At 47.3% G+C, this 14,270-nt stretch carries 14 protein-coding genes; 5 read left to right on the forward strand and 9 right to left on the reverse strand.

Annotation, left to right across the window (positions count from 1 at the left end):
• Positions 1-77: 77 nt before the first annotated feature.
• Positions 78-1,016 (reverse strand): SPOR domain-containing protein, encoded by a 939-nt coding sequence (locus QM717_RS07745; protein WP_415036516.1) that lies wholly within the window; start codon positions 1,014-1,016, stop codon positions 78-80.
• A 102-nt stretch (positions 1,017-1,118) separates the two neighbouring features.
• Between QM717_RS07745 and dprA the strand changes: the two genes are divergently transcribed.
• Entirely contained in the window at positions 1,119-2,219 is a 1,101-nt protein-coding gene (gene dprA, locus QM717_RS07750; RefSeq protein ID WP_415036518.1) for a DNA-processing protein DprA, read from the forward strand.
• 78 nt (positions 2,220-2,297) lie between these two features.
• Here dprA and trpS read toward each other — a convergent pair whose 3' ends face one another.
• Positions 2,298-3,278: a tryptophan--tRNA ligase gene (gene trpS, locus QM717_RS07755; RefSeq protein ID WP_415036520.1), complete on the reverse strand. Its 981-nt coding sequence runs from the start codon at positions 3,276-3,278 to the stop codon at positions 2,298-2,300.
• A 101-nt stretch (positions 3,279-3,379) separates the two neighbouring features.
• Between trpS and QM717_RS07760 the strand changes: the two genes are divergently transcribed.
• Positions 3,380-4,129 (forward strand): lysophospholipid acyltransferase family protein, encoded by a 750-nt coding sequence (locus tag QM717_RS07760; RefSeq protein WP_415036522.1) that lies wholly within the window; start codon positions 3,380-3,382, stop codon positions 4,127-4,129.
• A gap of 75 nt (positions 4,130-4,204) precedes the next feature.
• Here the strand turns inward: QM717_RS07760 and QM717_RS07765 are convergent, their stop codons facing one another.
• From QM717_RS07765 to recA, 4 genes are all read right to left on the reverse strand, one after another.
• Positions 4,205-6,046 carry a hypothetical protein gene (locus tag QM717_RS07765; protein ID WP_415036524.1) on the reverse strand — a complete coding sequence of 614 codons (1,842 nt, stop codon included), beginning with the start codon at positions 6,044-6,046 and terminating at the stop codon, positions 4,205-4,207.
• Entirely contained in the window at positions 6,043-6,588 is a 546-nt protein-coding gene (locus tag QM717_RS07770; RefSeq protein ID WP_415036526.1) for an RNA polymerase sigma factor, read from the reverse strand. Before QM717_RS07770 ends, QM717_RS07765 begins: the two co-directional genes overlap by 4 nt.
• 17 nt (positions 6,589-6,605) lie before the next feature.
• Complete coding sequence (locus QM717_RS07775) at positions 6,606-7,040, reverse strand: hypothetical protein (RefSeq protein WP_415036528.1); 435 nt, start codon at positions 7,038-7,040, stop codon at positions 6,606-6,608.
• A gap of 93 nt (positions 7,041-7,133) precedes the next feature.
• Positions 7,134-8,138: a recombinase RecA gene (recA, locus tag QM717_RS07780; RefSeq protein ID WP_415036530.1), complete on the reverse strand. Its 1,005-nt coding sequence runs from the start codon at positions 8,136-8,138 to the stop codon at positions 7,134-7,136.
• Positions 8,139-8,691: 553 nt separating this feature from the next.
• Between recA and QM717_RS07785 the strand changes: the two genes are divergently transcribed.
• The 3 genes from QM717_RS07785 to QM717_RS07795 all read left to right on the forward strand — a co-directional run bounded on the left by QM717_RS07785 (position 8,692) and on the right by QM717_RS07795 (position 11,261).
• Positions 8,692-9,423: a lysophospholipid acyltransferase family protein gene (locus tag QM717_RS07785; RefSeq protein WP_415036532.1), complete on the forward strand. Its 732-nt coding sequence runs from the start codon at positions 8,692-8,694 to the stop codon at positions 9,421-9,423.
• Between the two features lie 66 nt (positions 9,424-9,489).
• Positions 9,490-10,476, forward strand: a complete 987-nt coding sequence (locus QM717_RS07790) for an acyl-ACP desaturase (protein ID WP_415036534.1) — start codon at positions 9,490-9,492, stop codon at positions 10,474-10,476.
• A gap of 134 nt (positions 10,477-10,610) precedes the next feature.
• Positions 10,611-11,261, forward strand: coding sequence for an HD domain-containing protein (locus tag QM717_RS07795; RefSeq protein ID WP_415036536.1), 651 nt, complete (start codon positions 10,611-10,613; stop codon positions 11,259-11,261).
• A 99-nt stretch (positions 11,262-11,360) separates the two neighbouring features.
• Here QM717_RS07795 and QM717_RS07800 read toward each other — a convergent pair whose 3' ends face one another.
• Genes QM717_RS07800 through QM717_RS07810 form a run of 3 tightly spaced genes read right to left on the reverse strand, consistent with a single transcriptional unit; the run spans position 11,361 to position 14,182 of the window.
• Complete coding sequence (locus QM717_RS07800) at positions 11,361-12,143, reverse strand: enoyl-CoA hydratase/isomerase family protein (protein ID WP_415036538.1); 783 nt, start codon at positions 12,141-12,143, stop codon at positions 11,361-11,363.
• Positions 12,144-12,155: 12 nt separating this feature from the next.
• Entirely contained in the window at positions 12,156-13,628 is a 1,473-nt protein-coding gene (locus QM717_RS07805; protein ID WP_415036540.1) for a sensor histidine kinase, read from the reverse strand.
• A complete protein-coding gene (locus QM717_RS07810; protein ID WP_415036542.1) occupies positions 13,628-14,182 on the reverse strand; it encodes a CopD family protein in 555 nt (184 codons plus the stop codon). Before QM717_RS07810 ends, QM717_RS07805 begins: the two co-directional genes overlap by 1 nt.
• Positions 14,183-14,270: the final 88 nt, after the last annotated feature.

Here is a 14,270-nt window from a genome sequence, read left to right on the forward strand (position 1 = left end):
GGTAACAACAGCGCATAAAAAAACACCTTCCAAAAGTATTTTTTTGAAAGGTGTCTATAAGGTAAATCTATAACCGGTTAAAGTTCGCGTACCAACAACCAAGCTTCCTTATTGGTCGATTGGTGGATGTCTTTCATGGCCTGTTGGGCTTCGGCATAAGTGGCGTAACTGCCATACAATACCGGGAAGTTGCCGTGACGGTTGGCTTTGAGTCGGCGAGCCTTGAAGCCAGCAGCGAGCAATTCTTCATATCCCTTTTGGGCATTGGCATCGCTTCTGAACACCCCGGCCACCACATGATAGGCCAGTTTTTCTTCCTTTACGGTAAGGGTAACGGTCGGCATCGGGTTGTCAATCAGGAAAGTCGCTTCCTGGATTTTATTTTGAACTTGTTTTTGAACCGCATTCTCAACCACCAAGGTTTGCTCCTCGACATGGTTCTGGAACAATTTGAAACCGATGGTTCCCGCCACACCCAGCGCCAAAACGAAAACGGCCGCATACTTGAGGTACGAACGGCTTTCCCTTTTCTCTGGTGTAAAGGCAATGGTCGGCACTTCTTCTTCGAGCGCCTCCACTTCTTCCTTGTACACTTCGCGCTTGACCGCCGGCGATACAAACGAATTGAGACCGAATGATTCCTTGAGGTAATTGATGTTTTCGGAAGGGGTGAATACAATGTTCTTTTCGGAATTCAGGTACAACTCCCCGACATTTTTCAACGTAAAACGTTCGTTGACCTGCAGAATGCTGTTCCAGATGACCACTTCGCTTTCAATCGAAGCCACGGCATCGTTGTAGGAAGTTTTCTCAGATTGTGCGATATGGTTGGCGAGCAATCCGTCATTGTTTTTAAGATGCGAATTGAACGAAATTAATTTTTTCGGGGGATAAAAAGAATGCGTATTTTCGTGCAGGTGTGCCGACTGGATTTCGGTCAGGAAAGCACCGAATCCCGGAACCGTCACACATTGGTGCCTGTACAAAAGCTGCGAAATGTATTGTTCGATCTTCATAGAAACAAAGTTATACAATGTGTTAACAATCCAAAATTTTATCCACAATTTTTATTAACAATACCGATAAAAATTTATACTTTTCAGGCTCAATGATTTACTATGCGCCACGAAGAATTATTTTATGTACTAGCCTTGCAGCAGGTGGAAGGTGTCGGTGACATCAACGCCAAAAAACTGCTCGCACACTGCGGAAACGCTGAAGAAATTTTCAAAACGAAAACGTCGCAACTCGCTTCGATCGACGGAATCGGGAATTACAGGCTGCGGAATTTGAGGGATAAAAAAGTGTTCCGTCAAGCGGAAGCCGAACTCGAATTTCTCCAACGCCAAAAAATCAATTGTACGTATTTTCTTGATGAAAATTACCCCGAACGGCTCAAGCATTGCCCCGACGGACCGATTTTGCTGTTCACATCGGGCAACATCGACCTCAAAAACCGCAAAATCATCAGCGTCGTCGGCACGCGCCAAATTACCGCCTACGGAATCGATTGCTGCAAAAACCTCATCGCCGAACTCGCACCGCTCGATCCGGTCATCGTCAGCGGATTTGCCTATGGCGTTGACATCACCGCCCATTTGGCCGCGATGGAACACCAGTTGCAAACCATCGGCGTCGTGGCCCACGGACTCAACCAGGTTTACCCCAAGGCCCACAAGCGCTACGTTTCCCAAATGGATCAGAACGGCGGTTTTATGACCGAATTTTGGAGCGATTCGCATCCGGCGCCCGAAAATTTTGTGCGGCGCAACCGCATCGTCGCGGGAATTTCCGAAGCGACGATCGTGATCGAATCGGCAGAAAAAGGCGGTTCACTGATCACGGCCAACCTGGCCAACGATTACAACCGCGAAGTGTTTGCATTCCCGGGCAGAAATACCGACAAGTACAGCCAGGGTTGCAACAATTTGATCAAAACACAACGGGCCCATTTGCTCACTTCTGCGGCTGACCTGGTGTACCTGCTCAATTGGGATTTGCAACAAGAAAACAAGCCTGTGCAAAAACAATTGTTTGTCTCGCTCGATGCTGACGAACAAAAAGTCTACGATTTTCTATTGTCCAAAGGCAAGGAAATGCTCGACATGATTGCGCTGCAATGTGATTTTCCGATCCACAAACTGTCGGGGATTTTGCTCAATATGGAACTTAAGGGTGTGATTCGGCCGTTGCCCGGAAAATGGTTTGAAGCGGTCTGAAAAGTATAAGCCACGAATACACGAATTAATCTAAAAATTCGTGTATCCGTGGCTAAAAAAAATTCAGTTAGGGCGCTTTTATGGTCGGTAACCTAATTTTTCCCGAACACGAGACAAAACGCCATCGGCAACCTTGGCCGCCTTGGCCGCACCGAGCATCAATGCTTGCTCGACTTCCTGTGGGTTGTCGATGTAATGGTTGTATTTTTCGCGCTCGGTCTTGAATTTCTCACAGATGAGTTCAAACAATTCCTGTTTGGCATGTCCCCAACCAAAATCGCGGTTGACGTTTTTGTATTTCTCAATCATTTGCGCCAACTGGTTTTCGTTGGCGAGCAATTTATAGATTGCGAAAATCTTGCAGGTTTCGGTGTTTTTGGGTTCTTCCAAAGGGGTGCTGTCGGTTTCGATCGACATGACCTGTTTGCGCAGCGCCTTGTCATCGAGGAAAATATTGATGTAGTTGTTGGCCGACTTGCTCATTTTTCCACCGTTGGTTCCCGGTACAAGCATCGTATTGTTGTCGATAAACGGCTCGGGCAATACAAAAGTCTCCCCCATCTGGTTGTTGAAACGCGAAGCCACGTCGCGTGTGATTTCGATGTGCTGCAACTGGTCTTTGCCGACCGGGACAAAATTGACATCATACAACAAGATATCGGCCGCCATAAGCATCGGATAGGTAAACAATCCGGCATTGACATCAGACAGGCGGTCGGCCTTGTCCTTGAACGAATGTGCCAAAGTCAACCGTTGGAACGGGAAAAAACAGCTCAAATACCAAGACAGTTCGGCGGTTTGCGGTACATCCGACTGGCGGTAAAAAATCACTTTCTCAATGTCAAGCCCGAACGCGAGCCAGGTTGCGGCCGTACTCAAGGTGTTGGCGCGCAAAGTGTCCCCATCTTTGATTTGTGTGGCCGAATGCAAATCGGCGATAAAGAGGAACGAATCGTTTTCGGGTTTTTTGGACAATTCAATCGCGGGAATAATCGCGCCGAGCAGGTTGCCCAGGTGCGGTGTTCCGGTGCTTTGAATTCCTGTGAGTATTCGTGACATAATGAAAAATTTGAATTGCAAATATAAAAGATTTCAAGGTTTTATTTGGGATTGGCGATACATTGACATTTTATTAAAGCCGATTATGTATTTTTGGGTACATGAAAATGCTCAAATACCTTTTCTGGATATTGTGGCGCGTATGGTTTTACGTGCTCATCGCGATTCCCATCTTGGTGATGCTGCCGTTCCTGGTGGTTTCGATCACCAAGGAGAAATGGTATCCGTATTTTTTTATCATGGCCAGGATTTGGGCCAAGTTCATCCTGTTCGGGATGGGCTTTTATTACAAGGTCGAACGCGAACAGGAACCACAACCCGGGAAAAGCTATATGTTTGTGGCCAATCATACGTCTATGGCCGACATCATGCTCATGCTGGCCGTCATCCGCAACCCATTTGTTTTTGTAGGCAAGAAGGAGCTGGCCAAGATCCCGTTGTTCGGATTCTTTTACAAACGGACTTGCATTTTGGTCGACCGAAAAAGTTCCAAGAGCAGGATGGAAGTGTTCAACCGGGCCGAAAAACGACTCAATCAGGGACTCAGCATCTGCATCTTTCCCGAAGGCGGTGTGCCCGATGACGAATCCATCGAACTCGATGCGTTTAAGGACGGCGCTTTCCGATTGGCCATCGAGCACCAAATCCCTATCGTGCCGATGACTTTCGGCGACAACAAAGAGCGGCTTTCGTATACGTTCATGAGCGGCAGCCCGGGATTGATGCGTGCCAAGATCCATCCATTTGTGCAAACCCAAGGAATGCCGATAGACGACAAGAAGACAATCAAGGACGTCAAGGAGCAGGTCTGGCAGATCATCCACCAACAACTGCTCGAATACCGAAAATAAAAAAGAGCGCCTCGGCAAGCGCTCTTTTCCGTCGTTGCCCGCAGGCAACAACACCCTAACAAATCTAACTAATATCTAGAAGCGGAAACTTACGCCGGTGTACAAACCGAAGAAGTACGGTTTGAAGTCGCCGCTGTCTTTGCTGAATGTGTTCAACTGGTACTTGAAAATCGGTTCGAAACGCGCCTCGAACGATTTGAGGAAACCATATTTGACGCCGAGCCCGACGTTCGTACTGAAATGCGTCTGGTTCAAATTGTTCGCTTCGCCGAGATTCGTCGATAAGCCTTCGGAGGACAAGCTCACTTCGTTTTCGTTGAGGAACAACGTACTGACGCCCGCAATCACATTGACGCCTAGTTTTCTGTTGATGACCGCATACGACACCTCGACCGGGACTTCGATGTAGCCCATTTTCTGGGAAATCGTTCCCGTGAACTTATCGGTAGTCAGTGGCCCGGTATTGAGCGCCGCCATTTCGGCACGCGTACCGCTGGTCATTGCTGCCGAACGGGCAGCCAACATTTTTCCGAAATTGAGGTAATTGTTCTGTGCCGGACCATCGAGGTTGCCTAGCCCACCTTCGTCGAGGCTCGCATACAATTCGACGTTGTTGGTATCGTAATCGAGTGAAACCTTGTTCACGCCCGCACGGATGGTCAAACGTTTGTTCACCGCATAATTGACACCGAGACCATAACTGACCTGCGTGTTGTAATCTTTCGATTTGCCCGCGAAAGTCGAATCGATCGGGGAACCGCTGGAAGTCGACCCGAAATAAATAGGGGCAATATTCGAAGTGATTTGCCACCTATTTAATTTGGGTTCTTTGGTAACCTTGTTTTCTTTTTCATTTAACAATTCTTCCAACGCATTAGGGACAGTCATAGCAATTGCTGTCGAATCTAATTTCTTTACCTGTTTTTGATCTTCTGCAGCGGCAACTTGATTGATTGGTTTGTCAGTCGTGTTGTTGTTCTGATTGCGCTGTGTCTTTTGATTGACTGTTGCCGCTTCGGAAGATTTTTGATCGGTTGTATTTTTATGGGCGATGGCGGTATTTTGTGCCTCGCCGTGGTTTGGATTTTGTGGAACCGCGTCTTTTTTCACGCTAGTTTTGTCACCAGAAGCCGTCTTGTTTCCGGAATTCTGTGCATCATTCTGGACAATTGCGGTTGGATTGGTTTTGTTGTTCTGATTTTCAACCGCTTCTTTTTTCACCGAATGGCCGTTATTGCGGACCGTCGATTCTTCAGGATTTTGCTTGTCGTTTTGGGCAACGGCGGTTCGGTTATTCGGCGTGTCGTTTAAACTTTCGCTTGGTTTGCTGTCCGAAATTTTCTTCTTTGTTCGCTGTTGTTTCGAACGGTTTGTTCGTGAATTTGTTTCATCTGCCGAAGCATTGACAAACGCACGATTCGAATTCGATTTTTGGTATTCGTTAAACGGCGCCGTTTTTTTATTTTGTTTTTGTTCGTTATTTGAATTTGTATTTCCAGATTTGTCGTTTGTGTTGGCCTTGTTTTCAGAAGATTCTGCGACGGCATTTTCATTGGGAACAGTCACTGAAGTCGCCGAATCTTTTTCCGCAACGGCTTCATTTGAGGTTGGATTCCCATTGTTCGAATCAATGGCGTTGCCGTTGGTTTCGGGTTTTCCTTTCGGTGCCTCTTCAATCACCACTTCATTTTCCAGGTGATTGCCGTTGCTGAACAATCCCAATTTGTTGGCCACGAGCCATCCGAGCAGCAAAGCCGCGGCCACACCCGATAAGCGCCACCAGATTGGGATCACTTTTCGGTCTTTCTTCTTTTTCAATCTTCTTTCAAGTTCCGGCCAAGCGGTTTCGGGCGCTTCGGCTTCAAAGTCCTTGAACTTTTCCTGAAAGAGTTTGTCTATATTTTTTCTTTCACTCATTTTGCGGATGGTAAAGTATTAGTCGTGTTCAGTGCTTCAATTTTTTCCTTCAAAATCATGCGCGCACGCGACAGGTTCGATTTTGAGGTGCCGATGCTGATGTCGAGCATCTCGGCGATTTCCTTGTGGGCATAATTGTCAATGACGTACAGGTTGAAAACCAATCGGTAACGGTCGGGCAATTCCTGGATGATCTTGAGCAAATAGTCCATCGAGATGTTGTTGTCCTCGATTTCGACCATTTCCTCATCGGCGATGTCCTCGTTGATCAGCCGCAGCGAATTTTCCTTGCGGTAATACTGCAACGCGTTGTTGATCATCAGGCGCTTGGCCCAGCCTTCAAACGAACCCTTGAACGAGAACTGCCCGATCTTTTCATAAATGATCATAAAGCCGTCCTGCAAATTGTCCTGCGCTTCTTCATAGTTGCGGGAATACTTGAGGCAGACAGCGAACAGCTTAGACGAAAAGAGTCTAAATAACTGTTCCTGTGCCTTGATATTCTTTTTTTGGCAATCTAGTATAAGCTGCTCTAAATTCAACGCGTTAGGGTTATCTGTTAATTGGTTACCGGTACTTCTACTTCATAAAAAGTGTTTTCTCCTTGTTCGTTTTTTCCTGTCCAGATTTTAAAGGTATACATGGTTCCTGGGGCACCTGCCGTAAAATTGTATTTTGCTGTGGTAAAGGATGGCGATCCGTTGTTGGAGGTTGGAATGACCGTACAATCGTTTCGTTCAAAAACGGTTGCCTGTATGGCTACGGTCTTGACATTTCCTTCCCCTTCGAAATAAATCCCTTTGTAAGCGTGGCAAGTGGTCGGCATGTTGAAAAACATATCCAGTTCGTAAGTTTCCCCAGAAGACATCCGATACGGCATCTGGCACCGGTCGATGGGCACCAGTTCATAATACACCTTGGGTTGATTGTCGCCATCGGTCGAACAGCCGTTCAACGCGAACACGACAAGCAAAAGCAGCAATAGTTTTTTCATCTTGAAAAGGGTTTTCAATACCCGGTAGATACCGGTGTTTTAAAATGGTTGCGTACGGAAATAAAAAAACCCGAAAATTTTCGGGTTTGTGGTTTAGGCAACGTTTTCTTTGATCGTTTCCTTGATTTTTTGTTCGAGTTCGTCGGCCAGTTCCGGATTGTCCTTGATGAGCGCCTTGACTGCGTCACGTCCTTGTCCGAGCTTGGTGTCGCCGTAGCTGAACCACGAGCCCGATTTCTTGATGATTTCAAATTCGACAGCCAGGTCCAAAATCTCACCGGTTTTCGAAACGCCTTCGCCGTACATGATGTCGAATTCGGCGGTCTTAAAAGGTGGCGCGACTTTATTCTTGACAACCTTGACTTTCGTGCGGTTACCGATTACGTTCTCGCCTTCCTTGATTTGCGACGAACGGCGAATGTCCAGACGTACCGACGCATAAAACTTCAAGGCGTTACCCCCGGTGGTCGTTTCCGGATTCCCGAACATCACCCCGATTTTCTCGCGCAACTGGTTGATGAAAAATACCGTACAGTTGGTCTTGCTGATCGTTCCGGTCAATTTTCTAAGTGCCTGCGACATGAGGCGTGCGTGCAATCCCATTTTTGAATCGCCCATTTCGCCCTCGATTTCACTTTTTGGCGTGAGTGCCGCCACCGAGTCGATCACGACAATGTCAATCGCCCCCGAACGGATCAGGTTTTCGGCAATTTCCAAAGCCTGCTCCCCGTTGTCGGGTTGCGAGATGATGAGGTTTTCGACATCCACATCGAGTTTCTCGGCATAATTCCTGTCGAAGGCGTGTTCCGCATCGATGAAAGCTGCGATTCCGCCAGCCTTTTGCGCTTCGGCAATCGCGTGCAAGGTCAAGGTGGTTTTACCCGAAGATTCCGGGCCGTATATTTCGATAATCCTGCCTTTCGGATAGCCGTTGACGCCGAGCGCCAAATCGAGGCCGAGTGAACCCGAAGAAATCGTTTCCACTTCTTCCACAGCCTTGTCGCCCATCTTCATGACGGTGCCTTTTCCGTAGGTTTTGTCTAATTTATCAAGGGTTAATTGCAGCGCTTTTAATTTCGCTTCTTTTTCTGAACTCATTTTTTCCTTCGTTTATATTTGCTCTTAATGCTCGTAAAAATAATGCTTTTTTTGAAAGGGATTTTTAGAACCCAAAATACTTTTCCACACTTTTCCAATTTCAAAATGACGGGTCGGAAAGCCGCTTTGGCAGCATCATTTCCAACGGTCTTTTCCCGATGAAAAAAGGAACGGCCAGCTCATAAAACGAAAGTGTGGTGCCAACGTTTAAAGGGTGCTATGAATGCCGGCCATTCCGGTTTCAGGGTATTGATCTGTATTTTACTTTTCCTTATTCGGTAAAAACAACCCAATGTTGTATGGCGTGTATTCATCGGTATCGAAAAAGATCGGGTTGTTTTTGGTTTGCAAAGGCGGCAAACAGAAAACACAGCCGATGCATTTCAATTTGCCCCAATTGGATGTTGCTTTTCGATGAGTCAAACCTATCTCAATTTGCGAACGACGCCCAATAGAATTTCTGTAAAAATTGTTAAATTTTAATTGAGGGTTTTCGACCAAATGGTATTTCCCGCCGATTTAATTTCTTATTTTTGCCATTAAAATTTTAAAAATGGAAAAAATAATCTCTTACCCTTTGTCGGCCATAGCCTATGTGCTCTTTATGCTGACGTTGATTATTTTTCACCCCATCCAATGGATCTGCCTCAATGTTTTGGGCTACCAGGCACACAAGAAAAGCGTCGATTACCTTAACTTTTGCTTGTTGCGCATCGGACATTTGCTTGGCAATACCTACGAAGTAAAAGGCCGCGAAAACATCCCGCAAGACGCCCCGATCATTTTCGCCTCCAACCACCAAAGTTTATACGACATCATCCTGTTCGTTTGGTTTTGCAGAAGATGGCACCCCAAATTCGTGAGCAAGATCGAACTCGCCAAAGGCATCCCGAGTGTTTCCTACAACCTGCGCCACGGCGGCTCTGTCGTCATCGATCGCAAAGACCCGAAACAGTCGCTTCCGGTGATCCGCAGTTTGGGCGAATACATCGAAAAACACAAGCGTTCGGCCGTCATTTTCCCCGAAGGCACGCGCAGCAAAAATGGCAAGCCCAAGGAGTTTGCTGCCATGGGGCTCAAAATTTTGTGCAAGGCGGCACCTTCGGCTTATGTCGTTCCGGTAACCATTAACAACTCTTGGAAAATTGTTAAATACGGTTTTTTTCCGCTTGGTCTCGGAAATCGCCTTACCTTTACGGTGCACAATCCAATCAAGGTGAGTGAGGTTCCTTTTGACGAACTATTTGCGCAAACCGAACAAGCAGTCGTTAACGGAATTCAATAATTTCAGATTTCAGATTTAACATGAATTCATTATAAAATCTAAAATCACAAATCATAAATCAAAAAAATGTCAGTCCAAAATACCCGCCTGGAGGTCATGAAGTTCCTCGAGAAAGACATCGAAACTTCAGTCAACCAATACCTGATGCCTGTCGAAAAAATCTGGCAACCCACCGATTTTTTGCCCGATTCGCAAAGCGATAATTTCCTCGAAGAAGTCAAGGAATTGCGCGAACTCGCCAAAGATTTACCTTATGATTTCTGGATCACGCTTATCGGCGATACCATCACCGAAGAAGCGCTGCCGACCTACGAATCCTGGCTCATGACCGTCGAAGGCATCGACCAGCTCGGGCCGAACTCCTGGTCGAACTGGGTGCGCTCCTGGACTTCCGAAGAAAACCGCCACGGAGACGTGCTCAACAAATACCTTTATCTGTCCGGCCGCATCAACATGCGCGAGGTAGAGATTTCCACCCAATATTTAATCGCCGACGGCTTCGACATCGGGACCGGAAGCGATCCGTATAAAAACTTCGTCTACACCAGTTTCCAGGAATTGGCCACTTATATTTCGCACAACCGGGTTTCGCAAATCGCCAAACAGCATGGCGAGAAACGACTGGCCAAGATGTGCAAGATGATTGCCGGCGATGAAATGCGCCACCACAACGCTTACAGCGAATTCGTCAACGAAATCTTCAAGGTCGACCCAAGCGAAATGATGCTCGCCTTTTTGCACATGATGAAACTCAAGATCGTGATGCCGGCGCACTTTTTACGTGAATCGGGCCAAAGCATTGGCATGGCATTCGAACATTTCTCCGATTGTGCGCAACGCATCGGCGTCTATACCGCACAGGATTACGTAGACATCCTGCAGAAATTGATCGACCGTTGGGAAATCGGCAAAATCAGCAATTTGACCGATGAAGCCGAAAAAGCCCGCGACTACCTCATGAAACTGCCCGCACGCATGGCCAAGATTTCAGAAAGGCTCGTCATTCCTGAACAAGGCCACATTTTCAAATGGGTCACACCGGCTACGTTGTAATTTGAATTTTTAATTTTTGGGGCGTGCCACCGCCTTCGTAAACTCCGGCGCTGTCGGGCTGTCCGCTCTATCTTTTGCTTTGTAAACGCAGCAAAAGGATGCCGCTGCCATCCCTCACGCAAATCGCATACATTATGACTTCCCCATTAATCGAACACACCATTGCCTTCGTCAAAAAACAACTCGAAAACGCCGAAGGCGGGCACGACTGGTTCCACATCGAACGCGTATGGAAAAACGCCTTGCTCATTGCACAGGGTGAAAACTGCAATCTAGAAATTGTCCAGCTCGGCGCACTCTTGCACGACATCGCCGACAGCAAATTCCACGACGGGGACGAAACGATCGGGCCAAGGACGGCCAGAACCTTTCTCGAAAGCCACAATGTATCCGGAGAAACCATTTTGCACGTGATTGGCATCATCGAGAACATTTCGTTCAAGGGCGGCAATTTCGAAAGAAAATTTTCTTCTAAGGAACTCGACATCGTCCAGGACGCCGACCGACTCGATGCATTGGGCGCCATCGGCATTGCACGTTGCTTCAACTACGGCGGTTTCAAGAACCGTGCGCTCTACAATCCAGAAATCGTCCCAAACCTGAACATGTCGAAGGAAGAATACAAAAAAAGTGATTCGCCTACGCTGAACCACTTTTATGAAAAATTATTGTTGTTGAAAGACAAAATGAATACCGAAACCGGCAAGCAAATCGCGTTGCAACGGCATCAATATATGGAGGATTTTCTCGCACAGTTTTATGCGGAATGGAATGGGCAACGATAGTTTTTCACCGCAAAGTAAGCAAAGTTTTTTTCGCTAAAGCCTCAAAGTTTATCGAACTTTGCGTAATCTTTGTTCCTTTGCGGTTGAATTAAAAAGGGATTAGTTTCCTTTAAAATCCGCCTTTCTTTTCTCCAAAAACGCCGTCGTTCCTTCCTTGAAATCTTCGGTTCCGAAACATTTCCCGAACGACTTGATCTCGACTTTATACCCATTGGTGCCATCTTCGAAGTTGGCATTGACGGCCTTGATGGCTTGGCTGATCGCCGTAGGGGAATTGCGCATGATTCTCTGCGCGATGCCGTTGGCGAAATCAAGCAGTTCGGCCTGCGGCACGACATGGTTCACGAGGCCATAATTTTTGGCTTCCTCGGCCGAAATCATCCCCGCGGTCATGATCATTTCCATTGCGCGGCCTTTGCCCACGAGTTGCGGCAAACGCTGGGTTCCGCCATAGCCTGGAATGACGCCGAGCGATACTTCCGGCAGCCCCATTTTGGCATTGTCCGAGGCGATGCGGAAATGCGAGGCCATCGCGAGTTCCAATCCACCGCCGAGCGCAAAACCGTTGACGGCTGCAATGACCGGTGTTCGGAGATTCTGCACATAATCGAACAGCAATTCCTGCCCTTGGGCCGCGAGCTGTGCGCCTTCCTCGACCGAGAAATTGGCAAATTCGGCAATATCGGCGCCGGCCACAAACGCTTTTTCGCCGCTGCCGGTCAGGATGATCACGCGCACCTCTGCATCGTGTCCGAGCGATTCGAACGCATCGTGCAGTTCCTGGATGGTCTGTTTGTTGAGTGCGTTGAGTTTGCTGGGACGGTTGATGGTGATTGTGGCGATGCCGTTTTGTTTGTCGGTCAGGATATTTTCGTAAGCCATTGGTTGTATTTTTTAAGAATTGATGATTGGGAGTGAAACCGTAAACACGGTGCCTTTTCCCCATTGTGTTTCAAAAGTAATCGTTCCTTTGTAATTTTCAATGATGTTTTTGATAATTCCGAGGCCGAGTCCCATGCCGCTGCTTTTGGTGGTGAACTTGGGTTCGAAAATACGCGGGATGTTGTGCTCCTCGATTCCGGTTCCGTTGTCGCGCACCGAAATCAGCACTTCATTGTCCACCTTTCTGACCGAGACCGAAACGAGTTTTTCGACTTGGTGTTCCGGAATCGACTGGATGGCGTTTTTGACCAAATTGGTGATAATTCGAATGAGTTGCGTGCGGTCCATTTTGGAAATAATCGTTTGTTCCTGGCTTTCGAAACTCACATCGTCCTCGTTGAAAATATCGAGCGCGAGTTCGACGACCTCGACCACATTGAGCGTCTCGTTTTGCTGCGCCGGCATCGAGGCGAATTGCGAAAAGGCCGACGCCACCGAGCTCATCGTATCGATCTGCTGGATCAAGGTTTCGGAATAATCCTTTAATTTCTGTTTCAGATCGGGGTCGTTCGCATCGAATTTGCGTTGGAAATTCTGCACCGTCAAGCGCATCGGCGTCAGCGGATTCTTGATCTCGTGCGCGACCTGTTTGGCCATTTCGCGCCAGGCTTCCTCGCGTTCGCTTTGGGCCAACTTGACTGCGCTTCGTTCCAATTTGTCGACCATCGAATTGTAGGCGCGGATCAGCAAATTGATTTCCTTCGAATTGGCGCGGATGAAAATCTTCTCGTTCTTCTGGTTCAGGCTTGTTTCCGAAAGTTTGTCCGAAATCGTCTTGAGTGATTGCGTGATGTAGGTTGATAAAAAGTACGCCAAAGCAAACGCGATGACGAGCATAAAACCGTACACCTGGCTCAATCGGATCAGGAAGTTCTGCAATTCCTTTTCGTAAAATCCGTCGTCTTCCACGTATGGCAGGTTCAAAATCCCGAGCGGCTTGAACTTTTCGTCCTTGATCAAACTGTAGGACGAACGGTTCTTGACGCCGTCGATGTTCTTGATGTCGACGTATCGTTTTTCAATCGAAGACTGGACGAGCTTGAGGATGTATTTCGGGATCGGCGGTGAGACGCTGTCGACCGAGAAGGCCGCCTTGGACGATTTGAGCAGTTTGCCGTTGAGCCCGTAAATGTTGATCTCTAGGTTGTGGATTTGTGCCAGCTCGTGGATGCGGTCCTTGAAAATGTACGACAGATTATTGGTCGTGAGCGGATAAGTCGTATTGGCCAACACATAATTGATGTGTTCCTTGATAGCGAGTTCCTTGCGCTCCAATCGTTCCTGGTGGTAATCTTTCGCCTCATTCTTGAATTGGATGATTGAAATCGAAGCCATCAAAATCGAAGCGATCAAAATCAATACGATCATCGACAGGAAAATCCTGATTCGCAGGGAAAGCATCGACATGTGGAACCGCTTGGCCATCAGCTTTGGTTTTTTTCGCGTATTCTTTTGTAAAACTTGAATCCGAGCATGATCAATATCGAAAACAGCATGATGCCGACCACACCGAAAATCCAGTTGACCGCGCTTTTGAGTACGACCAGGAATACGACGGCAAACAAAATGATCGTCGCGCCTTCGTTCCACAACCGCATGAAATTCGAAGTGTATTTGACTTCATCTTTTTGCAATTGCTTGAAAATCTGGTGGCATTTCAAATGATAGAGGTACAATAAAAAGACAAATCCGAGCTTGACGTGCATCCACGGCATCTGCAACCAGGCACGGCCCAAATCGGTTCCGAGCAACATCCAAAACGCAAAAACACTCGCCAGTACCGCCGACGGCCAAGTGATGATGTACCACAGCCGGTAGGTCATGATCTTGTATTGTTTTTGCAAAATCTCCTTTTCGGGCGACGGCTTTTGTGCGGCCTCAATCTGGTACACGAACAGACGCACAATGTAGAACAACCCGGCGAACCAGGTCACCACAAAGATGAGGTGCAGCGATTTGAGATAGTTGTAGAGTTCCATATTTTTTTATGGCCACGAACTCACGAATTATTGCAAAGTTTGGTTTTAAAATTTGTGAATTGCTTCGCCCGTTCACTTTGTGCGGGTC

Source organism: Flavobacterium sp. (genome assembly GCF_047602195.1).
Classification (GTDB): domain Bacteria; phylum Bacteroidota; class Bacteroidia; order Flavobacteriales; family Flavobacteriaceae; genus Flavobacterium.